This window comes from Rhodococcoides kyotonense (genome assembly GCF_001645385.1).
Lineage (GTDB): Bacteria > Actinomycetota > Actinomycetes > Mycobacteriales > Mycobacteriaceae > Rhodococcoides > Rhodococcoides kyotonensis_B.
This window is the reverse complement of sequence record NZ_LVHI01000012.1, coordinates 1-24,725: the sequence shown is the minus strand read 5'-3', so window position 1 is coordinate 24,725 and position 24,725 is coordinate 1. Positions and strand designations below refer to the sequence as shown.

The 24,725-nt window shown below is 65.2% G+C and carries 16 protein-coding genes; 9 read left to right on the top strand and 7 right to left on the bottom strand.

Annotation, left to right across the window (positions count from 1 at the left end; translation table 11 throughout):
- Positions 1-46 precede the first annotated feature (46 nt).
- Positions 47-11,509, top strand: a complete 11,463-nt coding sequence (locus A3K89_RS08240) for an amino acid adenylation domain-containing protein (RefSeq protein WP_068424079.1) — start codon at positions 47-49, stop codon at positions 11,507-11,509.
- Positions 11,510-11,612: 103 nt separating this feature from the next.
- Positions 11,613-12,230: a hypothetical protein gene (locus A3K89_RS08235; protein ID WP_206030658.1), complete on the top strand. Its 618-nt coding sequence runs from the start codon at positions 11,613-11,615 to the stop codon at positions 12,228-12,230.
- 67 nt (positions 12,231-12,297) lie between these two features.
- On the opposite strand, the gene pabB is transcribed toward A3K89_RS08235, so the two are convergent.
- The 3 genes from pabB to A3K89_RS08220 all read right to left on the bottom strand — a co-directional run bounded on the left by pabB (position 12,298) and on the right by A3K89_RS08220 (position 15,407).
- Positions 12,298-14,343: an aminodeoxychorismate synthase component I gene (pabB, locus tag A3K89_RS08230; protein ID WP_068425844.1), complete on the bottom strand. Its 2,046-nt coding sequence runs from the start codon at positions 14,341-14,343 to the stop codon at positions 12,298-12,300.
- Between the two features lie 9 nt (positions 14,344-14,352).
- Positions 14,353-14,730 (bottom strand): chorismate mutase, encoded by a 378-nt coding sequence (locus tag A3K89_RS08225; protein WP_068424077.1) that lies wholly within the window; start codon positions 14,728-14,730, stop codon positions 14,353-14,355.
- 338 nt (positions 14,731-15,068) lie between these two features.
- Complete coding sequence (locus A3K89_RS08220) at positions 15,069-15,407, bottom strand: RNA polymerase-binding protein RbpA (RefSeq protein WP_068424075.1); 339 nt, start codon at positions 15,405-15,407, stop codon at positions 15,069-15,071.
- A 199-nt stretch (positions 15,408-15,606) separates the two neighbouring features.
- Here A3K89_RS08220 and A3K89_RS08215 point away from each other — a divergent pair, with 199 nt between their 5' ends.
- On the top strand, positions 15,607-15,930 hold the full coding sequence (locus A3K89_RS08215) for a hypothetical protein (protein ID WP_114331000.1): 324 nt from the start codon (positions 15,607-15,609) through the stop codon (positions 15,928-15,930).
- 41 nt (positions 15,931-15,971) lie between these two features.
- Positions 15,972-16,526 carry a DUF6328 family protein gene (locus A3K89_RS08210; protein WP_254303469.1) on the top strand — a complete coding sequence of 185 codons (555 nt, stop codon included), beginning with the start codon at positions 15,972-15,974 and terminating at the stop codon, positions 16,524-16,526.
- Here A3K89_RS08210 and A3K89_RS08205 read toward each other — a convergent pair.
- The 3 genes from A3K89_RS08205 to A3K89_RS08195 all read right to left on the bottom strand — a co-directional run bounded on the left by A3K89_RS08205 (position 16,523) and on the right by A3K89_RS08195 (position 19,451).
- Positions 16,523-16,801: a DUF7218 family protein gene (locus A3K89_RS08205; protein WP_068424073.1), complete on the bottom strand. Its 279-nt coding sequence runs from the start codon at positions 16,799-16,801 to the stop codon at positions 16,523-16,525. The two genes, A3K89_RS08210 and A3K89_RS08205, sit on opposite strands and share 4 nt — an antisense overlap.
- A gap of 50 nt (positions 16,802-16,851) precedes the next feature.
- Positions 16,852-18,345, bottom strand: coding sequence for an amidase (locus A3K89_RS08200; RefSeq protein ID WP_068424071.1), 1,494 nt, complete (start codon positions 18,343-18,345; stop codon positions 16,852-16,854).
- Positions 18,346-18,422: 77 nt separating this feature from the next.
- Positions 18,423-19,451 (bottom strand): pirin family protein, encoded by a 1,029-nt coding sequence (locus A3K89_RS08195; protein ID WP_068425838.1) that lies wholly within the window; start codon positions 19,449-19,451, stop codon positions 18,423-18,425.
- Between the two features lie 123 nt (positions 19,452-19,574).
- Here A3K89_RS08195 and A3K89_RS08190 point away from each other — a divergent pair, with 123 nt between their 5' ends.
- From A3K89_RS08190 to A3K89_RS08170, 5 genes are all read left to right on the top strand, one after another.
- Complete coding sequence (locus tag A3K89_RS08190) at positions 19,575-20,066, top strand: carboxymuconolactone decarboxylase family protein (protein WP_254303468.1); 492 nt, start codon at positions 19,575-19,577, stop codon at positions 20,064-20,066.
- Between the two features lie 12 nt (positions 20,067-20,078).
- Positions 20,079-20,429: a GNAT family N-acetyltransferase gene (locus A3K89_RS08185; protein ID WP_068424067.1), complete on the top strand. Its 351-nt coding sequence runs from the start codon at positions 20,079-20,081 to the stop codon at positions 20,427-20,429.
- A gap of 1,032 nt (positions 20,430-21,461) precedes the next feature.
- Positions 21,462-22,415, top strand: coding sequence for a tyrosine-type recombinase/integrase (locus A3K89_RS26290; RefSeq protein WP_254303467.1), 954 nt, complete (start codon positions 21,462-21,464; stop codon positions 22,413-22,415).
- Between the two features lie 2 nt (positions 22,416-22,417).
- Positions 22,418-22,768, top strand: coding sequence for a helix-turn-helix domain-containing protein (locus A3K89_RS08175; RefSeq protein ID WP_068424063.1), 351 nt, complete (start codon positions 22,418-22,420; stop codon positions 22,766-22,768).
- 406 nt (positions 22,769-23,174) lie between these two features.
- The gene (locus tag A3K89_RS08170) at positions 23,175-24,281 is read left to right on the top strand and encodes a hypothetical protein (protein WP_157105273.1); all 1,107 of its coding nucleotides are present in this window, start codon (positions 23,175-23,177) and stop codon (positions 24,279-24,281) included.
- A 115-nt stretch (positions 24,282-24,396) separates the two neighbouring features.
- Here the strand turns inward: A3K89_RS08170 and A3K89_RS08165 are convergent, their stop codons facing one another.
- Positions 24,397-24,582 (bottom strand): hypothetical protein, encoded by a 186-nt coding sequence (locus A3K89_RS08165; RefSeq protein ID WP_068424059.1) that lies wholly within the window; start codon positions 24,580-24,582, stop codon positions 24,397-24,399.
- Positions 24,583-24,725 lie beyond the last annotated feature (143 nt).

Below are 24,725 nucleotides of genomic sequence, written 5' to 3'. Positions count from 1 at the left end.
GTGAGTCGCCGTATTGGGAGCCGTTGGGGTTGCGGTCGATGAGTTCGTGTTGGCGATCGTGGTGCATCACATTGCTGCCGACGGTGCGTCGATGGCGCCGTTGGCTGCTGATGTGATGGTGGCGTATTCGGCTCGGGTGAACGGTGAGTCGCCGTATTGGGAGCCGTTGCCGGTGCAGTATGCCGATTACACGTTGTGGCAGCGTGCGTTGCTCGGTGACGAGGACGATCCGGCGTCGGTGATGTCGTCGCAGTTGGCGTTCTGGTCGCGTGAGCTGGCCGATCTTCCGGATCTGCTGCCGTTGCCCACGGATCGGCCGCGGCCCGCGCAGCAGTCGATGCGCGGCGCCACGGTGAAGTTCGAATTCGCGCCGTCGGTGCACCGCGCGTTGATCGACATTGCGAGAGAGGCGCATTCGACGGTGTTCATGGCGGTACACGCCGCGTGGGCACTGTTGATGGCCAGATTGAGCGGTACCGAGGACATCGCCGTCGGTACGCCGATCGCCGGTCGCGGAGAAGCAGGACTGGACAAGCTCGTCGGCATGTTCGTCGGCACCCTCGTGCTGCGCACGGAGGTCTCACCGCACGTGAGCTTCACCGACCTGCTCGCACGGACGCGTGCCGCCGATCTCGCCGCGTTCGACAATACCGACGTACCGTTCGAGCGACTGGTCGACGAGCTCGCGCCTCTGCGCACGACGGATCGCTCGCCGCTGTTCCAGGTGCTGATCGAGTTCCAGAACAACGAACGGCCGCACCTCGAATTGCCCGAACTCGTCGTCACCGCGCTCGACTTCGACGCTGCCGTCGCGAAGTTCGATCTGCAGCTGACGATGTCGGAGAAGGTCGACGAATCCGGTGCTCCCGCAGGCATGTCGGCGGCGATCACGTACGCCACCGATCTGTTCGACGAGTCGACGGTACGCATGTTCGCGGACCGGTTCTCCGCCATCGTCGAGGCCGTCACCGCCGACCCGAACTGCATCGTCGGTGACGTCGACATCGTCAGCCCCGCCGAAGTCACGGCGATGCAGTCCACGTGGAACCATGCGGGTCGCACGCCGTCCGAGGACACGCTCACCAGCCGATTCGAAACGGCTGCAGCCCGTTTCGCCGACACCGTCGCCGTCGTCGACGGCACGTCGACCTACACGTACGCAGACCTGGACGCACGCGCGAATCGGCTTGCGCGACATCTGGTCTCCGTCGGCGTCGGACCCGAGACACTCGTCGCGGTGGCGATGCCGCGCACCGCCGACCTCGTCGTGGTGCTGCTCGCAGTACTGAAGGCGGGCGGCGGCTACCTCCCGGTCGACGTCACCTATCCGGCGGACCGGCTGGCGTTCATGCTCGACGACGCCAGCCCGGTGTGCGTCGTCTCCACGACGGCGGACATCGGATCGGTGCCGACCGACGGCATCACCTCGGTGCTCGTCGACGACCCGGAGACCGCGTCCGCACTGGAGCGGCTGTCGTCCGACGTGCTCGGCGACGAGGATCGCCTCGGCAAAGCGTCCGCGGACTCGATCGCCTACGTCATCTACACGTCCGGAAGCACCGGACGCCCCAAGGGTGTTCAGGTCACGCACACGACGGTCGCGACGCTGTTCGAGAACACGATCGACAAGTTCGGCTTCGACGACACCGACGTGTGGACAATGTTCCACTCGTACGCGTTCGACTTCTCGGTGTGGGAGCTGTGGGGACCGCTGCTGTACGGCGGCAAGCTCGTCATCGTCGACTACTACACGGCTCGCTCGCCGGAGAAGTTCCGCGAACTGCTGGTCTCCGAACAGGTCACGGTGCTCAACCAGACACCGACGGCGTTCTACCAATTCGCCGAGGCCGACCGAGTCGCACCCGCCGAGGCAGGCCGACTTGCGTTGCGCTACATCGTCTTCGGCGGTGAGGCCCTCGACCTGGCCCAGCTCGGTCGGTGGTATGCACGTCACGACGAGAATGCTCCGACCCTCGTCAACATGTACGGCATCACCGAGACGACGGTGCACGTCAGCTACCTGCCGTTGACCGCGGACTTCGCCGCGTCGGCGTCCGCGAGCGTCATCGGGCAGGCTCTACCGGGGCTGACCGTGTCGGTTCGCGACCACCGCCTGCGGCTCGTTCCGCCGGGTGTCACGGGTGAGATGTACGTCTCGGGTGCACAGCTCTCCCGCGGTTACCTCGGCCGCACCGCGCTGACGTCGACCCGTTTCGTCGCCGATCCGGAGTCCGCCACCGGTACGCGCATGTACCGCACCGGCGACACCGCGCGCTGGAACCGTGACGGGAGCCTCGAATACCTCGGCCGCAGCGACACACAGATCCAGTTGCACGGATTCCGCATCGAACTCGGTGAGATCGAGTCGGCGCTGTCGAACTTCGACGGGGTGGCCCAGGCGGTCGTGACGGTCCGTGACGACGGGGCAGGAGATCGACTCGTCGGCTACGTCGTGCCCGAATCGGGCCGCACCGTCGAACCGTCGGCCGTGCTCGAGTTCGTCGGCGCGACGCTTACGTCCTACATGGTTCCCGCGGCGCTCCTCGTGATCGACGAGCTGCCGCTCACCGCCAACGGCAAGCTCGACCGTCGCGCACTGCCTGCCCCGGACTTCGCCTCGCGTGTCACGCAGAGCCGAGCGCCGGCTACCCCGATCGAGGAGCGGCTCGCATCGCTGTTCGCCGAGGTGCTCGGTCTCGACGCGGTCGGCGTCGACGACTCGTTCTTCGCGCTCGGCGGCGACAGCATCATGTCGATCCAGTTGGTGTCGCGTGCGAAGGCGGCCGGACTGGTCATCGCGCCGCGGGACATCTTCGAGCGCAAGACCGTCGCGTCGCTCGCCGAGGTCGCCAAGTTCGGCAGCGCCACCGACGTCGTCGTGCTCGAGGAACTTCCGGGCGGGGGAGTCGGCGACCTGCCGCTCACTCCGATCGTGCAGTGGATGCTGGGGCGGAGCGAGCACTTCGGTCGCTACACGCAGACGGCCTTGCTGCAGCTGCCGCCGTCGATCGACTCCGACGTGTTGGATCGCACCGTGCAAGCGGTGCTCGACCGCCACGACATGCTGCGAGCGAGGTTGTACCGCAACGAAATCGGAGACTGGACCGAAACGGTCGCTCCGGCAGGAACGATCACCGCTGCATCGGTGATCCACCGCGTCGTCGTGGACACCGTCGTCGGCGACGAGTTCTCCGCCGTCGCCGCGCGCGAACTCGACGCCGCCGCTGACCGCCTCGACCCCGCCGACGGACGAATGATCCAGATGGTCTGGTTCGCCACGGAATCGGGCGCGGGCCGTCTGCTGATCGTCGCTCACCACCTGGTGATCGACGGCGTCTCCTGGCGGATCCTGGTGCCCGACCTCGCCACGGCGTGGGCACGGATCGTGGCAGGAGAGAATCCCGATCTGGCCGAGACGGGGACATCGATGCGGCGCTGGGCCACCGGTCTCGCCGAGGTCGCCGAACGTCGCGTATCCGAGCTCCCGCTGTGGACTCGAATTCTGACCGGTGACGACCCGCTCATCGGCACGCGGGCGCTCGATCCGGCGGTCGACGTCGACGCCACCGTCGATCGTGTGAAGGCGTCGCTGCCCGTCGAGGTCACCGAACATCTGCTGACGACGCTGCCCGAGGCATTCCACGGCAGCGTGAGCGACGGGCTGCTGACCGGTCTGGCGTTGGCGTTGACCGCGTGGCGCCGCGAACGCGGTGCGGACGTCGACGACGCCCTCGTGAGCCTCGAGGGCCACGGGCGTGAGGAAGGCGTCGTTCCCGGCGCGGACCTCGGCCGCACGATCGGGTGGTTCACGACCATCTTCCCGGTTCGGCTCGACCTCGCCGGCATCGATGTCGCCGACGCGTTCGTCGCGGGTAGTTCCGCCGGCGACGCGATCAAGTCGATCAAGGAACAGCTGGTCGGCATCCCGGACCACGGCATCGGCTTCGGCCTGCTGCGCTACCTGACCGATCAGGGCGGGCAGGCACTGGGCGGGTTCGATCGTCCGCAGGTCAGCTTCAACTACCTCGGCCGGTTCGCGACCGCGTCGACCGAGGGCATGGACGACGTCGGCTGGATTCCGGTGTCCGACGCGTCCCTCGGGGATGCGCAGAATCCGACGATGCCGGTCCCCGCGCTGCTCGACATCAACGCAGTCACCAATTCGACGCCTGCCGGCCCGGTGCTCGACGCGACGTTCGCGTTCCCGACGGGTGTGTTGTCCGCGTCCGAGGTGGAGCGGCTCGTCGAACTGTGGATCGAAGCGCTGACGGCGCTGACCGTGCACGCGGCAGGTACCGATGCGGGTGGATACACCCCGTCCGACCTCGAGCTCGTCGATCTCGACCAGGCGACGATCGTGGACCTCGAACAGCGCTTCCCGGCGCTCGACGACGTCTGGTCGATGTCGCCTCTGCAGTCGGGTCTGCTGTTCCACGCGCGCCTCGCGGGCGAGGTGGGACACGGCGTCGCAGCGGGTGCCGACGACGGCGTCGACGCGTACATGGTGCAGCTCGGCCTCGAGCTCCGCGGAACGGTCGACGCGACGCGCATGAAGGCGGCAGCTCAGACGCTGCTGGATCGCCATGCGAACCTGCGTACCGCGTTCGTGCACGACGCCGCAGGCCACTCCGTGCAGGTCGTACAGACCGGGGTTCGGGTGCCGTGGAAGCAGGTCGACCTGCGCGGCGCCGACGACGCCGAGAGCGCGTTGGAATCCGTCCTGGCCGAGGACAGGGGCACGCGGTTCGTGCTCGATCGTGCGCCGTTGCTCCGGTTCACCCTGATCACGAAGGCCGACGGCGAGTGGCGACTGCTGCTGACCAATCACCACATACTGCTGGACGGCTGGTCCACCCCACTTCTCATCAAGGAACTGCTGACGCTGTACGCGACGGCGGGCGACGACTCGATGCTGCCGCGGGTGCCTGCATACCGTGACTATCTGTCGTGGATGAAGAAGCAGGACCCGGAAGTGTCGACGGCACAATGGGTTCGGGCGCTCGCGGGTGTCGAGGAGCCGACGCTGCTGGCCGCCGCGGACCGCGGCCGTCAGTTGTCGACGGTGTCGCTCGAGACGACGCGATCGCTGTCCCTGGAGACGACGGCGGCACTTCGCGACCGTGCGGCTCAGCGCGGTGCGACGCTCAACACGTTCGTGCAGAGCGCGTGGGGAATCGTGTTGGCCACGTTGACCGGTCGTCACGACGTCGTCTTCGGCGCCACCGTCTCGGGTAGACCGCCGGAGATTCCGGGCATCGAGTCCATGATCGGCCTGTTCATCAACACGCTGCCGGTCCGCGTCACACTCGACCCGGCAGAGCCGATCGGCGATCTCGTCGACCGGATCCAGGTGGAGCAGGCGTCACTGCTCGATCACCACTACATGGGTCTCACCGAGATCCAGCGTGCCGCCGGCGCCGGCGTCGCGTTCGACACCCTCACCGTGTTCGAGTCGTATCCTGTCGATCGCGCGGGACTGTCGGAGGACACCGACATCGCAGGCATGCGCGTCGCCGACGTCGTGGGCAAGGACGCCGCGCACTATCCGCTGACGCTCGTCGCGTCGGTGGACGATCGACTGCATCTGAAGGCGAAGTATCTCCCAGATCTGTTCGCCGAGAACGAGGTCGAGCGCATCGTCGGCCGCGTCGAACGCGTGCTCCACGCGATGCTGTCCGACGACCGCAGGCCGGTCGCAGGCATCAGGCTGCTCGACGACGCGGAGCACGACGCCCTGGCACCCGTCTCGGGACTCGAAGGCGGGTCGACGCGGTTGCTCGCGCAGGTCTTCGAGCGTGCGGCGTCGATGGACCCCGATCGGATCGCGCTGCGCTACGACGGCAGGTCCGTCGACTACCGCGAACTCGATCGCCGGTCGTCGCAGCTGGCACGCCTGCTGCTGCGCCGCGGAGTGGCAGCCGAAACGTTCGTTGCGCTCGGCCTGCCTCGGTCGGTGGAGTCGGTCGTCGCGGTGTGGGCCGTCGCCAAGACCGGAGCGGCATTCGTTCCGGTGGACCCGGGTTATCCACGCGATCGCATCGACCACATGCTGTCCGATTCGGCCGCCCGATTCGGCATCACGACGACGACGAATCGCGACGATCTTCCGGCCGCACTCGTCGGCGGTGAGCCCTGGATCGTCGTCGACGACGTCGACACCGAGTCCGAACTGGCGTCGTTGTCGTCCGAGCCTCTCACCGAGACCGAACGCGTCGCAGGCGTCGACATGTCCAGCGCGGCCTACGCGATCTACACATCGGGTTCGACGGGTCTGCCCAAGGGCGTCGTCGTCACCCACAGCGGCCTGGAGAATTTCGCGAACGAGCAGATCGATCGGTACTCGCTGACGCCGGACGCACGGACGTTGCACGTGTCGTCGCCGAGCTTCGACGCATCCGTACTCGAATATCTGCTGGCGTTCGGTGCAGGCTCGACCATGGTGATCGTCCCGCCCACCGTCTACGGCGGCGACGAACTACGGGCCATCATCGCGGCGGAAGGCGTCACGCACGCGTTCATCACGCCCGCTGTGCTGGCCTCGGTGAATCCGATCGGGCTCGACACGTTCGAAAACGTCGTCGTCGGCGGCGAAGCAGTGCCTGCCGAGCTCGTGACGACGTGGGCGCCCGGCCGTGCCCTGTTCAACGGATACGGCCCGACCGAGACCACCATCATGTCGAACATCAGCGATCCGCTCGACGGCGATTCGCTGCTCACCATCGGCGGCCCGATCCGCGGCGTGGAAGCGGTCGTCCTCGACGGCCGGATGCAGCCGGTTCCCGTCGGCGTGCAGGGAGAGCTCTACCTCGCGGGCGCAGGCCTGGCACGCGGCTACCACGATCGTCCCGGCCTCACCGCGGAGCGGTTCGTCGCCAATCCGTTCGGCAAGCCGGGAACGCGGATGTACCGCACCGGTGACGTCGTTCGGTGGACGCCGGAACGCACCGTCGAATACGTGGGACGCAGCGACTTCCAAGTCAAGGTGCGCGGCTTCCGTATCGAGCTCGGCGAGATCGACGCAGTGTTGTCCTCGCACCCGAGCGTCGACTTCGTCGCGACGGTGGGCGCCGAATCACCCTCCGGCACTACGGTTCTCGTGTCATACGTTCGTCCGGTGGACCGGACGGCGGAACTCGACGTGTCGGTACTGACCGAACACGCGGCCGCCAGCCTGCCCGGACACATGGTGCCGTCGATCATCGTTCCGCTGGAACAGATTCCGCTGACGCCCGTCGGCAAGCTCGATCGCCGAGCACTGCCGACACCCGAGTTCGGTGCCGAGACCGCCGACTACGTCGCGCCGCGCGACGCGGAGGAAGAAGCGGTCGCCGCGGTGTTCGCCGACATCCTCGGAGTCGACCGCGTCGGAGCACTGGACGGATTCTTCGACCGCGGTGGCGACTCGCTGTCCGCAACGCGCGTGATCGCACGTGTCAATGCGACGACGTCGAGCAGCCTCGGTGTCCGAGCCATCTTCGAAGCCCCGACGGTGGCGGCGCTCGCCGCACTCGTCCGCGGATCTTCGGCTGTGGACGGCCGTCCGGTACTCGGCGCGAAGGCGCGACCTGCGGAGATTCCGCTGTCGCTCGCGCAGCAGCGGATGTGGTTCATCAACCGCTTCGACCCGTCGTCACCGGCGTACAACGTGCCTCTCGTCGTCCGGCTGACCGGCGAGCTCGATCCGGCCGCTTTGACGGCGGCGGTGTCGGACCTGCTGGATCGGCACGAGTCGCTGCGCACGACGTTCCCCGCCGGAGCCGATGGACCGCAGCAGCTCGTACACCGCACCGAGGACGTCCTTCCGACGGTCGTCGTGACGCCGGTGGAGGAGAACGACATTCACGAGGCCGTCGGACGCTTCGTCGGCGTCGGTTTCGACGTGGCGACCGAGATTCCGATCCGCCTCGCGGTGTTCGAGGTCCCGTCGCCCGACGAGCCCGTCCACGTCCTCACCGTCGTCGTGCACCACATCTCGGCCGACGGCGCGTCGATGGCGCCGCTGGCTCGCGACGTCATGACCGCGTACCTGGCACGAACGCAGTCGACGGCTCCCGCGTGGGAACCGCTCGAGGTGCAGTACGCCGACTACACGCTGTGGCAGCGCGAGCTGCTCGGCGACGAGGACGATCCGACGAGCATCGCCTCACGTCAGCTCGAGTACTGGCGCACGACGCTGCGCGGTCTGCCCGAGCTGCTTCCGTTGCCGACGGACAAGCCCCGTCCGACCACGCAGACATTCGTCGGTGGCCGCGTCCGATTCACGATCGACGCCGAACTGCACGTCAGGCTGACCGAGTTCGCCCGGACTCACCCGGCGACGATGTTCATGATCGTGCACGGTGCGTTCGCGGTGACTCTGTCCAGGCTCAGCGGCACCGACGACATCGCCATCTCGACTCCGATCGCCGGCCGCGGCGAGGCGGCACTCGACGACATCGTCGGCATGTTCGTCAACACCCTCGTGCTGCGGACCGTCGTCGTGGGCGCCGAGTCGTTCGATGCGCTTCTGCGACGCCTCGTACACGACGACCTCGAAGCGTTCGCGCGCGGTGACATCCCGTTCGAGCGGGTGGTCGAAGTGCTCAACCCGTCGCGTTCCACCGCGTATGCGCCGTTGTCGCAGGTCGCGTTGTCGTTCCAGAACAACGAACGGGCGCGACTCGACCTGCCGGGCCTGGTCGTGGAAGGCGTCGACATCGACGTGCCGGTGGCCAAGCAGGACCTGCAACTGCTGCTGTCCGAAACGTTCGACGAACAGGGCGCACCCGCCGGTATCGACGGTGCGATCGACTATGCGACCGCGCTGTTCGAACCGTCGACCGTTTACTCGTTCGCCGAACGCTTCGTACGCATCCTCGATGCGGCGATCGGCGCACCCGATGCTCCACTCGGCGACATCGACATCCTCACCGAGACCGAACGGCCGCTGTTCGCGCCTGCGCGCGGCGACGACGGGGGAGAACCCTCGACGTGGCCCGAAATTCTCGCGCATGCCGTCCGGGAGAATCACGACGGCATCGCCCTCGAGTACCTCGACCGAACGCTGACGTACGCCGAACTGGACTCCGTCTCGACCCAGATCGCGCGCATGCTCATCGATTACGGCGCGGGACCGGAGACGTACGTGGCGCTCGCGATGCCGCGGTCGATCGAATCGGTCGTCTCGACATGGGGCGTCACCAAATCGGGCGCCGCGTTCCTCCCCGTCGATCCGAACTACCCGTCCGAGCGCATCGCTCACATGCTGGACGACTCCCGGTCTCCGATCGGCCTCACGTTGTCTGCGTTCCGAAATCAGTTGCCGGACAGCGTCACCTGGCTCGTCGTGGACGACCCGGAGTTCGTCGCCGACGCCGAGCAGTACCCGACGGATCCGGTGACCGATGCGGACCGAACGTCGGCTCTGCAACTCGACCATCCGGCGTACTTGATCTACACGTCGGGGTCCACGGGTCGTCCGAAGGGTGTGGCCGTCCGACACCGCGGAATGTCGAACCTCGAGCACGAGGTGACACTGCGGTTCCACCCGACGCGGCAATCGCGCATCTCGCACAACGCGTCACCGAGTTTCGACGCGTCCGTGTACGAGATGACGATGGCCATCGGCGTCGGTGCGATTCTGGTCATCGTCCCGCCCGGCCTCTACGGCGGCAGTGATCTGGCCGACTACCTCGAAGCGCACCGGGTGACGCACACGTTCCTGACACCCGCGGCGCTCGCGTCCATCGACGCCGACAGGCTTCCCGACGTGGAGGTGCTCGCACTCGGCGGCGAGGCGGTGACGTCCGAACTCGTCGCCCGCTGGGCGCCCGGACGCGAACTGTTCAACGGGTACGGCCCGACGGAGACGACCATCCAGGCCAGCGTCGGCGGCCCGCTCGCGGCCGGTGCTTCGATCGACGTCGGTAGCCCGGCGATCGGGTTCCGGTACCTCGTGTTGGACGAGCGACTCAGGCCCGTGCCTGCGGGGGTCGCCGGCGAGCTGTACATCGCCGGACCCGCGACGGCCCGCGGTTACCTGCACCGGTTCGCGTTGACCTCGGAACGGTTCGTCGCGGATCCGTTCGGCGAGCCCGGCGAGCGTATGTACCGCACGGGCGACGTCGTCCGCTGGACGAGTGGTCACACGATCGAGTTCGTCGGACGCAGCGACTTCCAGGTCAAGGTGCGCGGCTTCCGCATCGAACTCGGTGAGATCGACGCCGCGCTCACCGAGCACGACGCGGTCGGCTTCGCGGCGACGATCGGTCACACCGCGCCGTCGGGTGACACGGTTCTCGTCTCCTACATCCGGGTGAACGACGAGCACAGCGTCTCGACGACGCAGCTGACCGACTTCCTCGCCGCATCCCTTCCGCGGCACATGGTGCCGACGGCGATCGTCGAACTCGACGAGATTCCGTTGACTCCCGTCGGCAAGCTCGATCGCCGTGCTCTTCCGGTACCGGAGCTGGGGTCGACATCGACGCCGTACCGTGCGCCGTCGACCCCGACGGAGACCGCGGTCGTCGCGGTGTTCGCCGACATCCTCGGAGTCACCACGGTCGGAGTCGACGACAACTTCTTCGATCTCGGTGGTACCTCCCTCGTCGCGACGAGGATCGTGCCCGCACTCGAAGCGGCCGTCGGCGTCCGGGTTCCGCTGCAGGCGCTGTTCCTCGATCCGACGGCAGGCGGTCTCGCCGCGCGGATCGACGCAGGGGAAGGCACGTCGACATCCCAGCTCGACGCCGCGTTCTCGGTCGTGATCCCGTTGCGCGCGGAGGGCAACGGAACGCCGTTGTTCTGCGTCCACCCGGGAATCGGCCTGTCGTGGGGTTACTCGGGAATCGTGCGGCACCTCGACGACGACCGTCCCGTCTACGGTCTGCAGCTGCCGAGTATCTCCGAAGGTGGGCGGTTCGAGTCCATCCAGGAACTCGCACACCGGTACGTCGAGGAAATCCGCGCGGTTCAGCCGGACGGGCCGTACAACGTGCTCGGGTGGTCGCTCGGCGGCGCCATCGCGCATGCCGTCGCCGTCGAGTTGCGTGCGACGGGTGCGGAGATCGAGTCGCTGACGATCATGGACAGCTACGTTCTCGATCCTGCCGAGACGACCGCGGGTGAACTGACCGTCGAGGAACTTCTCGAGGGCCTCGGCGTGGACGTCTCGCGTGACGAGTCCGAACCTGCCCTGACCTACGACGGTGCCGTGACGTTGCTGAACGACGCCTTCGGACAGGACACCGGCCTGACTCCCGGTCACCTCGAACGAATCAATGCGGGATTCTCGAATTCGACAGCTTTGATGAATGCATTCGTTCCGGATGAGTTCGACGGTGATGTTCTGTTCTTCGCGGCCGCACGGGGATCCGGTGACGGAGTTCGACGAGAACCGTCGCAGTGGAATTCGTTCGTGTCCGGAGAAATACGTATTCGATCGATCGATTGCGCGCACAATCAAATGATCGAGCCGGAGGTTCTCGCGGAAATCGGAAAGGAACTCGAAGAGTATCTCGACAGATGATTTCTGGTTCCGACGAATTTTGCTTCATTCGGTCACAGAACGCGCGGTAGCGAATACCATCGTGACCTACGCACGATCCATTTCGCCGAACTACGGTCTGGGGATGCCTGTGAAACGAATCAAGTCCGTGTCAGCAACCATCGTGGCGGTCGTGGCCACGACCGCGGTCACCGTGGCTCTCGGCAGCGGCCCTGCGAATGCTGCACCCGCAGCAGAGTCGGTCGGCTTCGAAACGTCGGCCACCCCCGAAGGATCGGTGAGGACCGTCCTCGACGGCGGCGCCTTCCGCCTCGACGCGTCGGCGTCGGCGGTTCAGGTCGTCGGTGATTCGGGGGCGGTGCTCGCGAGCCTGCCGCTGACGTACACGGTGAACGGAACGCAGTATTCGATCGCACCGTCGATCACAGGGGAGCGGCAGCTTCTGCTCACACCGCAGCCGGCCGCGTTGGTCACCGACGTGGCCGGACCGGTGACGAAACAGCAGGCGCTGGACAACCTGCTCAGCCAGACCGGAATCGGACTGGCCAACGGGGGAGCGGCAGGAGCAGCCGTAGGTGCGGCACTCGGACTTGCGATCGGGTGTGTGTCGATCTTCCCCAATTTCATCGCGGGTTGCATCATCGGTACAGCGATCGGTGTCGTGGCGGGCACGATCATCGGGACGAACAACGCGAACCCCAACATCGGGCCTGCGGCGTTCGAGTACTTCAACACTCCGTAGACGGCACGACGAAAGATCGGGCCGCAACGGTGTCACCGTTGCGGCCCGATCTTTTTCGATGGGTAGGTCAGTTGTTCGTGTTGTCCAACGCGCGGCGCATCGAGACGGCCTTCACCATGGTCTCGGTGAATTCCTCCTCGGGATCCGACAACGCCACGATTGCGCCGCCGACACCGAAGGTCACCTCGTGCTCGGTGGAGACGATGGTTCTGATCACGATCGAGAAGTCGGCGGTGCCGGTCAACGAGAAGTAGCCGATCGCTCCGGAATACACCCCGCGAGGGCCGTCTTCCAGCTTGTCGATGATCGCCATCGTACGGATCTTCGGCGCTCCCGTCATCGAGCCGCCCGGGAATGCAGCCCCGATGCAGTCCACGGCCGACGCGTCCTCACGCAGACGGCCCCGAACAGTCGACACCAATTGGTGCACAGGAGCATAGGTTTCGACATCGAACAGCTTCGGTACGTGCACCGAACCGGGCACGCACACGCGAGCGAGATCGTTACGGACCAGATCGACGATCATGAGGTTCTCGGCGTTGTCCTTCTCGTTCGAGAGAAGATCCGCCCGCAGCAACTCGTCTTCCGCCTCCGTTGCGCCCCGGGGACGCGTGCCCTTGATGGGCTTCGACTCCACGATGCGGTCGGCGTCGATGCGGAGGAAGCGTTCGGGCGATGCGCTGGAGACGGACAGGTCGTCGAACCCGAGGAACGCGCTGTACGGGGTCGGATTGATCTCGCGCAGACACGAATACGTGCCGAGCGCGTCGATCGGTCCCGGGAACGTCGCCATGTTGGTCAGACACACCTCGTAGGTCTCACCCGACCGGATGTCGGCGAGACACTGTTCGATCAGTCCGATGTACTTCGCGCGATCGTGGCGGAGCTGCAGATCCGCTTGCACCGTCGGAGCGACCAACGGCTGTTCGGGCTCCGGCTCGGAACGACCTCGAACTCCGTCGAGACGCCGCAGCGACTCGGTGATCGATGCGAACCAGTCGAGTGTCGCCGGCTCCTCGTGATCGGCGACCAGCGCCAGAACATGGCACCGCCCGGCGTCGTGATCGAACACGAGCGCGCGGTCGGCGAAGACCATCGACGCGTCCGGAGTCGGGGCAGTGTGGACCAGCTGACCTCCCACGTCTGCCTTCAGTTCGTACCCCAGATAGCCGACGTACCCGAGACCGAAGGCGAACGGATGGTCGTGCAGCGGCGGGACGGCGCGTTCCGTCAACTGCCGATTCAGGTAGTCGAAGAACGTCGAATCCACCGACTCGACGGTGCCGTCGCTGCGCTGCACGTTCACGCGCGCCGCGGCGACGCTGTAGGTCACGTATTCCGCACGGGGACCGGAACAATCACCCATGATGGAGAACCGTGAGTCCGCCTCCAACGCCGAGCTCCCGTCGAGCCAGAACTTGTTCGGACCGTCGGCGAACAATGCGCGAAAGACCTGTTCGGTATCGAAATCGCCCTCGACGCAACGGGTTTCGATGGCGTACGCGGACCGGGTAGGCGCAGTCTGCGACGTCGCGGCGGGCAGACTCAGATCGCGAAAGTTCGCCAGAAGCTCCCGTCCGTATTCGGTGCTGATCGACTCGGGGTGAAACTGCACTCCCCACATCGGAAGCGTGCGGTGGCGAACAGCCATGACGAGGCCGTCGGCCGTCCACGCACACGGCTCCAGGTCGTCGGGAAGCTCGATTGCGACGAGCGAGTGATACCTGACCACCGAGAACGACGACGGCAGCCCGTCGAACAGATCGGTGCCGGCGTGCGTGATCGTCGAGACACGACCATGCATCGGGAGCGGCGCGAGATCGACGTGACCACCCAGCACGTGACAGATGGCCTGGTGCCCCAGACAGACACCCAGCACCGGTAGACCACTCTCGAGAATCACACGCGACGAGATGCCGAGGTCGTGGGCGGTGGCGGGTCGGCCGGGGCCGGGGGAGATGACAACGTTGTCGTATCGGGCGAAATCCAATGTCTCCCAAGCGACGTCGTTCTTCACGACGGTGGGCGGAGTTCCGTTGACCTCGGCGAGTAGTCCGTACAGGTTGTACGTGAACGAATCGTAATTGTCGATCAACAAAGTGCGCACTGCCATGACGGCCACCTAACGCTGCCGCGGAGTCGAGGCGGGTCCGTCGCCGTTCGTCGATGCTGCGCCGTCCGAGTTCGACTCCAGCGAGGCTGCGACCGGGTCCGCGTCGATGATGACGTCCTCGACGCGACAAGCCTCTGCGATGAGCAGGGAATACACCGACGCCAGGAAGTCCTCGGACAGATCGTTGTTCCGCGCGAATTCACGAGCGCGGTCCTGCACGACACCGACACGGCCGGGCTGCATCATCGGAATATCGAAGTCTCGCTTCACATGTGCGACGCGAACGCACACGTCGATGCGTTCCTTGACCGCTTCCAGCAGCCGCCGGTCGATCGCATCGAGTTCACCGCGAAGCGATCTCAACAATCCGTCGGACTCGTCGCTCACGATTCGCTGCCCCCTCGTTCTGCAGCACAGCGCTGCGATTGCTCGATTTCAACGGTATTCACAACATATCGCGCTGACTTTCTGGACCGTTACCCCGACGACGATCGGCTCAGCCTTCGATTCTGACATCTCGGCGCGCCCCACGAGGGGAACAATGACCGACATTTTCGTTTTCGTCGTCGGATCGTTGCACGACGCCCGAAAAACAAACTTCGAGCCCATTCGAGACGAAAAAACTGCGCCGAACGAATGAATTCGTTCGGCGCAGTTGCATTTCGTACGCTCGGATTCGCGGAGTCCGAACGCGAACGGTGGTGCGCATCGGCGCTACCCGAGTATCAGGCTCCGCGTCGCTTCACCTTGAGGAGGTCCATTCGCTCCTTGAGAAGCTCTTCGAGCTCCTCGACCGAGCGACGCTCGAGCAACATGTCCCAGTGAGTACGAGGAGGCTTGACCTTCTTGGTCTCGGGCGCAGCGCCCTCGATCAGGGTGCCTTCCAGACCGTTGCGGCACATCCAGGTGCCCGGAATTTCGGCGTCGTCCGCGAACGGCACATCGAACTCTTCGCCGTTGTCGCAGCGGTAGCGGGCGACGCGACGAGGCGCGAGGTCGTGATCTCGATCGGTCTCGTAGCTGACAGCGCCGAGTCGGCTACCCCGAAGTACACGATCTGCCATTGTGAAGTCCTCTCCCTCGATAGTGCGTGCTGGGGCGGACGTCGTGCCTGCTGTACACGATCCCCACGCCACTCACAGATTCTTCAACGCGCCGAGCACGCCGATCGTTCCCGGTTCGGCGTGCGACACGAATCGATCCGCGCACAAGTACGCATCATTCTACCCGGCAGCACGCCGTAGGCTCGTGGGCATGTCACCGATGTCCCGACGAGCCCATGCGTGCGAATGGTGTGGACGCGAAGTCGCGGATTCCGGAATGGGGCGTCGGCGACGGTACTGCAGGCAGTCGTGCCGTCAACGCGCCTACGAACACCGAAGCGCAGTCAAGGGCACGTCGATCGCGGAGGATGCGGTCGTCCTGTCCGCGGACGAGGCGTCGGCCCTGATCGATCGAGCCTTCGAGGTCCGGTGCGCCGCCGAGGACGTGGCGATCGCGATAGGTGAAGGTGCCACGGCCGAGGAATTGACGCGCCTGTGCGACGACCTCGTATCGCGAGCACGGGACGCCGAACGACTTCGGTGAGGTGGGAGGGATCTGGACCGGTCCGGCAGTAGTGTTGTCGAATGAACACCGGCGAGGGCGAGGCTCAGCGCGAATGGAATGGCAAGGCGCGGAACGAGACCCCGACTCAGCAACTCGATCGCAATTGGAACGCACTGCTTCAGGAGCTTCGAGTCGTGCAGACCGGTGTTCAGCTGTTGACCGGATTTCTGCTCACGGTCCCGTTCCAAGGCCGCTTCGATCAGCTGTCGTCGACTGGCCGGGCCGTGTATCTGGTCACGGTCGCTGCGTCGATCGTCGCGACGATACTGCTGATCGCCCCAGTCGGTATGCACCGTCTTCTGTTCCGCAAGCGGGCCATCGGATATCTGGTCCGAGTCGGAAACCGACTTGCCATTCTCGGGCTGTTGTCACTCGCCGTGGCGCTCGTCGGGGTAGTGACTCTGACGTTCGACCTGGTGCTGGGCATCGTCGGAGCCGTCAGTGCTGCGATCGTCGTCGCGGTACTGCTGATCGGCCTGTGGTGGGTCCTGCCGCGTAGCCATCTCGCGCATGGCGACATGGATTCCGGCGACGAATCCCGGATATCGGACTCTAGGGGTCCGACTGCGTCCTAGTGGTCGCGCAGCTTCTCGATAAGATCGTCCTTCTTCAGATCCGAGTAGCCCGACAGGCCGAGTTCCTTGGCCCGCGACTTCAGGTCGTCGACGGTCCAGTCCTCGTACGAACCCGAATGACCGCCCTTCGCGCCGACGGACGACCGACCCTTGTTCGCCGCGGCGTTGGAAATGCGAGCCGCTTTTTCTTTCGAGTTGCCTTCCTTGCGGAGCTCCTCGTACATGTCCTGGTCCTTGAGCTGCGGCTTCGAGTCGCTCGACGAATTCTTCGGCATGGTTCCTCCTGACGTCGTGTCGGGAGTCGGATATCCGTGCGTTGCGCTGTTCAAACGACGCCGTGCGGGGCCGGGAACCGTTGAATCCACGGCTGCGCTTCCTCGAGCTGCGCCGCGAGCTGAAGCAGGAGACGCTCCGAGCCGAGAGGTCCGACGAACTGCACTCCGAGGGGGAGGCCGTCGTCGGTCCAGTGCAACGGAACGCTGATCGCGGGGCGGCCGGTCAGATTGGCCAGCTGGGTGTACGGCACCCAACCGAGGTTCTGCTCGATCGCGTCGTCGAGCAAGCCGCTCAGTGCCATGACGCGCCCGCCACGCATGGCGTTCATGACGCGTGCTGCAAGTTGGACCAGAGGCGACGTCGCGGTTGCGCCGAGCCGCGGTGGGGGAGTTGCGAGCGTGGGGGTGAGGAACAGATCGAACCGAGTGTGGAACTCGGCGAGGGACCGTACGTAGGTCCTCGTGTTCTCGAGAGCGGCGATCATCGCGTTCATCCCGCTGTGACGGCCGAACTCGGCCATCGCCAGCGTGTCCGGTTCGAACTGCGAGTTCTTCGCACCGAGACGGGCCTTGATGTCGACGACCTGGGCGTACACCTGCGCGAACCAGATCGTCAGGAAGTCACGGGACAAGGACCGGTCGTCGTAGGGGGGAGCCACCTGTTCGACGCGGTGGCCGAGCCCGGTCAGCAGCGTCGCGGCCCGTTCGACCGCCGCGACGGCTTCACGGTCGGGGTTCGGGTTCACCGACGACGAGATGGACCAGCCGATGCGCAGCTTCGCAGGACGGCGGTCGAGATCGGACGCGAACGGCGTGGTCGGGAACTGCGCCGAATAGTCGGCGTACGGGTCGGGGCCGACGATGGCGTCGCACAGTGCTGCGCTGTCGCGAACGGTTCGGCTCACCACACCTTGCCCGACCATCCCGAACAGGACCTCACCGGTCTGTGGTCCGTACGGCGAGAGACCGCGACCGAGTTTCAACCCGACCAGTCCATTGCAGGCAGCCGGGATGCGGATGGATCCACCGCCGTCGTTGGCGCCCGCTGCAGGGACGATACCGGCGGCGACTGCGGCGCCGGCACCACCGGACGATCCACCCGGCGTGCGTTCCGGGTTCCACGGATTACGGGCGGGGCCCCACAGTTCCGATTCGGTGACGCCCTTCGCGCCGAACTCGGGGGTGTTGGTCTTTCCGAAGATCACCAGACCGGCATCGAGGAACCGCTGTGTGACCAGTGCATGTTCTGCGGCGACATCGTTCTTCAGTGATTGTGAACCGTACGACGTCGGGTAACCCTTGTACTCCTGCGCCAGATCCTTGATCAGGAACGGGACACCGGCCAACGGCCCGGTCAATTCGCCGCTGTCGGCACGCTCGTCGGCAGCAGCGTCCATTCGCATGACGATGGAGTTGAGGCCACCGTCGACGGCGTCCGCCCGCGTGCGCGCCAGATTCAGCAGTTCGCGGGGCTTGACCTCGCCGGTTCGAACCAGCTCGGCCAGAGACGTGGCGTCGTTGGACACGTATTCGGCGAATTCCACCGGGCGATGCTATCCCGGGCCGGGCCGCCGTTCGATGGATTCCGCCCCGCGAATCGTTCCCCGGCTGGGCTACTCGGCTATCGATCGCGAAAAGCGCGCCCGGCCTTGTTCTCTCGCGGCCTGAGGCTGCTGTTCGGCAGCGTCGGCGCGGGCAGATGTTGAGTATCCCCCTCGTAGCCCTGCACCTGGCCGAACCTGTCACTGTGCGCCTGCCACTGCTCGCGGTAGCGCTCGATCTCGGAGTGCGTGCGGCCGACGAAGTTCCACCACATGATGATGTCCTCGTTCAACGGCGTTCCACCGAGCAACACGACACGGGCCGCAACGTCGGCGCCGACGTTGCGCAGGTGAAGACGCGTCGCGCCGACCCCGATGTATCCCATCTCGGTTCGAACGAGCGGTTCGGCTGCGGACTCGACGACCTGCACTGTTCCGTCGTCGACGAGGACACCGTGTTCGAACGTGGGGTCCACGTCGAGCTCGATCTCGGCACCCGGCGCGAACGTCAGCTCGGCCCCGAGCAACGGCGTGAAGGTGTGCACCGGCGACCGATCACCCGCACATTCGCCGAGAAACACGCGAACGGCGACGCCGCTCCGCTCGACGGCAGGCGGCACGTAGTGCGCGAAGTCGCGCGGCGTGTCCGCGGCGTCGGCCGGAAGGGCCACCCAGAGCTGGACGCCGTGCAGGATCGTGGTGTTCGACGTCGACACCTCGGTGTGCGCGATCCCGTGGCCTGCCGTCATCAGGTTCAGCTCACCGGGCCGCACCATCGCGTGATTGCCCATCGTGTCGCGATGTTCGATCTCGCCGGTGAACAGCCAACTGACCGTCTGCAGACCGGTGTGTGGATGCGGTGGTACGTCCATGCCACCCGTCGTCGACACGTCGTCGGGACCGTAGTGGTCGGCGAAACACCAGGCGCCGATCAACGACCGTTCACGCTGGGGCAGTGTGCGACGCACCGTCATCGCACGCGGTCCACCGAGCGGCACATCGCGCGCTGTGAGCACCTCCACGACGATGTCGCCGACGTCACCAGCAGTACCTGCGTCCGCGTCCGACCGGCAGTCGATCTCGGACGGCCGGGTTTCGAGGTTGCTCATGTGCTCATGTTCCTCCTCACCGGCGCACCTCGCCGGATCGGGGTGGGAACTGCCGTCGGTCGACGAGTAATGTCGATGCGCGAGAACGTGTTCGATCCCCTCCGTACGACCCGAGAGGCTTCCGTGACCCACAGCGATTCCGACGATGCACACTCTCCAGTGCTGCGGGTGTTGATCGACAAACATGATCCCGAAGTGTTCAAAGCGCAAGTCGCTGTGGCCAAGGCTGTCCGCGCCGCCACGCACGACGCCGGTATGGATCGCCGGTTCGTCGAGCTGGTCAACGTCCGTGTTTCCCAGATCAACAGGTGCGCATACTGTCTGGACGTCCATGGCGCAGCCGCAGTGGCAGCGGGGGAGACGCCGCAGCGGCTCTCGGTGTTGCCCGCGTGGCGGGACACGACGTTGTTCGACGATCGTGAACGCGCCGCTCTGACGCTCGCCGAGTCGGTCACCACGCTGCCCGACAGCGCCAGCCAGGATCGCGACTACGCATTCTCCCGAAAGGTGTTGTCCGACAAAGAGATTTCGGCATTGTGCTGGGTAGCAATCGCCATGAATGCCTTCAACCGCATATCGATCGTCAGCCGACACACGGTGCGACCTCAACAGTAGAAAGGCCACACGATGACCGCTTCGAACGACGACATCCGCGACCGCGTCACCGTCGCTCACGATGCTCCCGGGCAGCGCTACACCCTCGGAATCGACGACTCCGTCATCGGCTTCACCGAGTACCGCGACCACGACGGCCGGAGGGTGTTCTTTCACACCGAGACTGACGACGCCTATGCGGGCCACGGCCTCAGTTCGATCCTGGTGAAGAACGCACTCGACGACGTGCGTGCACAGGGCCTGCGAGTGGTCGCCGTCTGTCCGCTGGTGGCCAAGTACGTCGGCAAGCACACGGAGGTCCAGGACATCGTGGACCCGGTTACCCCACAGGTTCTCGAATTTCTCGACGCAGCGTCACAGTGAGCTAGATCCCGGCGACGAACTCCACACCTATAGAAACGTCACTGTGACGTTTCTACAGGTGTGGGCAGGGTCGGTGAGTCGGGGGTCCCGTGGCTTTGCGGTGCCGCCGAGACTCCATGAGGTGAACGACGATCGTGGGGCGAGAACCGCGACAATCGTGGGCCGTCGACGTCCCGGCGGATGCCGGCTGGACCGAGTGCGCGAACCGCGTGGAGATCGACGTTACGAGCGGTGTGAGACAGAGCGTTCCGATGTGTCGAGGCGTGACGCGTGTGCACCGTGTACAGCCAGTTCATGACTCGGCGCCCATGTCGGCGTTTTGCCGATAATCTACATTATGTCAACTAGTCTGTTGCGAGTCGCAGGAAGTGCGAACTCGAACCCCACCCCGATGGCTGCGTTCCTGAACGCAGTTTCCGAGGCAGCTACCTGTAGCGATGCCGATGCTAGCTCGGCCAGGGACGGATTGTTTGGTGGCCGCGCCGGGCCGCGGTTCCAAAACCTGCCCTGAGCGGATATCGCGCCAGAAAAACGCTCCTGCGAGCAAATATGTTAACGCCGATAACTTATCTTATGACAAGTCGTCTGTTGCGAGTCGCAGGAAGTGCGAACTCGAACCCCACCCCGATGGCTGCGTTCCTGAACGCAGTTTCCGAGGCAGCTACCTGTAGCGATGCCGATGCTAGCTCGGCCAGGGACGGATTGTTTGGTGGCCGCGCCGGGCCGCGGTGTCGAATCTGGCCTAGATTAGTGAGGCTGTGACCTGCTACGACGTGCGGTGATTCGCAGATTGTGCGAGACTTTCGCGCATCATGCGAATGACTGGGGGGTCTGTCGATGAGTCGTGGTGAGCTGCCGCCTGGTGCGGCGCAGTTGCAGCTGGCTGACGGGGTCGCTGTACTGCGACCAGCCGAAGCGGTGTTCGAGGCAATGGTGACTGGCTGGACGCGACAACAGTTGGCACGCAACCTCTCCCCGGGCACCATCGCGAGTCGAATCTCGGTCCTGCGTAGATTCAGGGACTTCTGTGACGTGGACGGGCCTTGGGAGTGGACCGCGACGCAGGCGGACGACTGGGTCGCCGAGCTCCGCGGAATCAGCGGTTCCGCGCACAGCACAGTGCTGGGCTACCAGGGCGCGATCCGGCAGTTCATGGCATATCTGACCGATCCCGCCTATGGGTGGATCCCCCAGTGTGAACACCGATTCGGTACATATCCGGTGCAGATCATCGTCGAGTCGAACTCGGCCCGTCACGTTCAAGAAAGTGCACGTGATCCACGCAAACGCGCCTACACAGTCGACGAGCTGCAGGACCTGTGCGACACGGCGGACGACCTCGTCGAACAGCGCCGAGACGCCGGCGTCAAGGGCCCGATGGTCGCCTTCCGGACTGCGACCATGACGAAGGTCGCCTACGCATGGGGATTGCGCCGCAACGAAACTCGCATGCTCGACCTGTCCGACTTCGGCCCGAACCCACGGGCGCCGCAATTCGGCCAGTTCGGCGTCTGCTACGTCCGATACGGCAAACCCAGCAAGGGATCGCCACCCAAACGCCGCGGAGTGCTCACCGTTCCAGAAACAGCGTGGGTCATCGACTGCCTCGAACAATGGATCGAGCACGCTCGCCCCGCCTTCGGACGCACCAGCGCGGCATTGTTCCCCACCGAACGATCCGATCGAATCAGCGCCGGAGCCATCTCGACCAGTTTCGCCGCACTCTGCGACCAGGCAGGACTCACCGATCCAGGACTGGACTTCCACTCGCTGCGCCGGTCTTACGTCAGCATGCTCGTCGAATCCGGCTACGACACTCGGTTCGTCCAAGAGCAGGTCGGCCACGAACACGCATCCACCACATCGATCTACACCTTCGTCTCCCCCGACTATCGCACCCGAGTTGTCGCCTCGGCCTTACAAGCCGCCGCAGACCGCCTCACCGCTGCGAAAACCGCTGCTAGGCAACAACGGAAGGAGTACTGACGATGCAATACCGTATCGGATACCAATGGCGCCTGCGGGAAGTCATGGCCGCACGCGGAATGAACAACATCTCGGACCTGATGACCCCACTGCATGAAGTCGGGATCGAACTGTCCGCCTCCCAGCTCTACCGCCTTCTCGGAAACACCCCCGACAGACTGCCGCTGGCGCTGCTCGGCGCACTATGCCACGTCCTCGACTGCACCACCGAAGACTTGTGCGACTTCCGCGTCGACGCCACCCCGTCACGCCGAACAGCCAGCGGCACACGCGGCCCAGCGATCGCCGCAGTTCCCGATCCATCAGTGCGACCCAAACGCGCCCGCATCCACCGTCCCGGATCACCGCAGTAGAATCCCGCCGCACCTTTTACGAATGGATCGCGCCATGACAAGCACCAGCAATACCATTGCGTCGCAACATCTATGCGCCCGGTGCGGCGACACCAACCAACACCGAGGAGTGCGTTGGCCGGAAGGCTTCGTCTGTCGCCGCTGCTACCAACGAGCCACCCGGTGCCGCGGCATCTGCCCCGGTTGCGCCCTACCGAACAGACTCCTGCCCGGCCTTGATACCCACGGCAACCCGATCTGCACCGACTGCGCGGGCATCGACGATCCACGCCTGACCTGCACCCGATGCGGAGACCAGGACGAACCGCACCGCCGCGGACTCTGCGCCCGCTGCTGCCTCACCGATGACCTCACCGATCTGTTCACCGCACCCGACGCCGACGAGATCACACCCGAACTAGAGCCGTTGCTCGAGGCGCTGACCACCCAGGAAAACCCCCGCAGCGCCATGATCTGGCTGCGCAACCCTGACGTGCTCGACCTCCTCACCGGCATCACCACCCGCCGCTACCCCATCACCCATGCCACCTTCGCCGACCACGCCTCCCCGCGGATCGGCCGCCACCTGCGAGACCTGTTCGTCCGCTGCGGCATCCTGCCCGCCTACGACCGCAATCTCGACCGATTCACCAGCTGGATCGACACCAAACTCGCCACCACGGACATCCGGCAAGCCCGCGACGTCATCGCCGGCTTCGCAAACTGGAATCACCTGCGCAAACTTCGAACCCGCGCCGAACGGGCACCACTTCCCGAAGGAGCGATGCTCAGCGCCAAACAGGAAATCACCGTCGCAATCGACTTCGTCAACTGGCTCCACGACCGCGGCCTGGAACTTGGATCTGCGACCCAGGCAGACATCGACACGTGGATCGCCACCGGCCCGACGACCCGGAGCTCGGCCATGATGTTCGTCCGGTGGTGCACCCGGCACCAGCACATGGCTCACGACCTGGTTTTCCCTCACCGCACGTCTCGCCATACACCCGTCACCAGCGACGCGGACCGTTATGCCCAGCTCGCAAACACCCTGCGAAACCCAGACGTCCCGACTTGGATTCAAGCAGCGACCGTCCTGCTGTTGATATGCGCGCAACCGATCACCCGCATTGCTGCACTCCCCCTCCGCGCGATCACCCAAGCCGACGACGGCCAGGTCGACATCGGTATCGACGACGACCCTGTCTCGATCCCCGCAGCTCTTGCCACCCCGATCATCGCTTTGATCAGCCGGCGGCCGCACATGAACACCGCGTCCAACCATGGGTCCCCGTGGCTATTTCCCGGAAGATCACCAGGACAGCACATCAGTCCCCAATCGATGATGAAACAGTTGCGCAGCAACGGAATTGACCTACTCGGCGCCCGCAACAGCGCCATGCGCGAACTACTCCGGACCATCCCGCCGGCGATCGTCGCCAACCAATTCGGCTTCTACCCCGGAACCACCGAACGCCACGCACTCACCATCGGGACCGCATGGAGCTCATACCCATCCACGCACGACTTCTAGCTCCCTGGACACGCGACCTAGAACGTCAAGCCTCTGCTCGGTGCATCTGACGAATCACGTTGCGACAGGTGGATGCGACTGAGTTCGCCCATGATGGGCGGCCACCAAAATCGACTCAGCGGAACGTTCGCACCAGTCCAGTCTGCGGGTCGTAGATCGGGGCCACATCGAAGTCCGTAGCTCGGACTGCTGGGTCCTTCGAGGTGGTGGTGGGCTCCACCTCCGGCGGCAGCTTCCTCCAGCGCGCCCGTGGATCTTCTGCTGCCGTGTGATCGCCGACGTCGTCGAAATCCTTCTCCATCCTGCTACCACCTTTCTCCTCGCTGCCACCGATACTACGGCGCGGTTAGATGTTGTTCGCACAATCCGCTGGCCCTCGACAACACCGAACTGGGGTAATTAGCAGGAGAACTCGCGACTACCGAACACGACACTTAATCAGTC

Bases quoted from the DNA above. Each gene is read 5' to 3' on its own strand.
- A3K89_RS08235 (WP_206030658.1), top strand. From the start codon at position 11,613: ATGCCTGTGAAACGAATCAAGTCCGTGTCAGCAACCATCGTGGCGGTC.
- pabB (WP_068425844.1), bottom strand. From the start codon at position 14,343: ATGGCAGTGCGCACTTTGTTGATCGACAATTACGATTCGTTCACGTAC.
- A3K89_RS08220 (WP_068424075.1), bottom strand. From the start codon at position 15,407: ATGGCAGATCGTGTACTTCGGGGTAGCCGACTCGGCGCTGTCAGCTAC.
- A3K89_RS08215 (WP_114331000.1), top strand. From the start codon at position 15,607: ATGTCCCGACGAGCCCATGCGTGCGAATGGTGTGGACGCGAAGTCGCG.
- A3K89_RS08210 (WP_254303469.1), top strand. From the start codon at position 15,972: ATGAACACCGGCGAGGGCGAGGCTCAGCGCGAATGGAATGGCAAGGCG.
- A3K89_RS08205 (WP_068424073.1), bottom strand. From the start codon at position 16,801: ATGCCGAAGAATTCGTCGAGCGACTCGAAGCCGCAGCTCAAGGACCAG.
- A3K89_RS08195 (WP_068425838.1), bottom strand. From the start codon at position 19,451: ATGAGCAACCTCGAAACCCGGCCGTCCGAGATCGACTGCCGGTCGGAC.
- A3K89_RS08185 (WP_068424067.1), top strand. From the start codon at position 20,079: ATGACCGCTTCGAACGACGACATCCGCGACCGCGTCACCGTCGCTCAC.
- A3K89_RS08175 (WP_068424063.1), top strand. From the start codon at position 22,418: ATGCAATACCGTATCGGATACCAATGGCGCCTGCGGGAAGTCATGGCC.
- A3K89_RS08165 (WP_068424059.1), bottom strand. From the start codon at position 24,582: ATGGAGAAGGATTTCGACGACGTCGGCGATCACACGGCAGCAGAAGAT.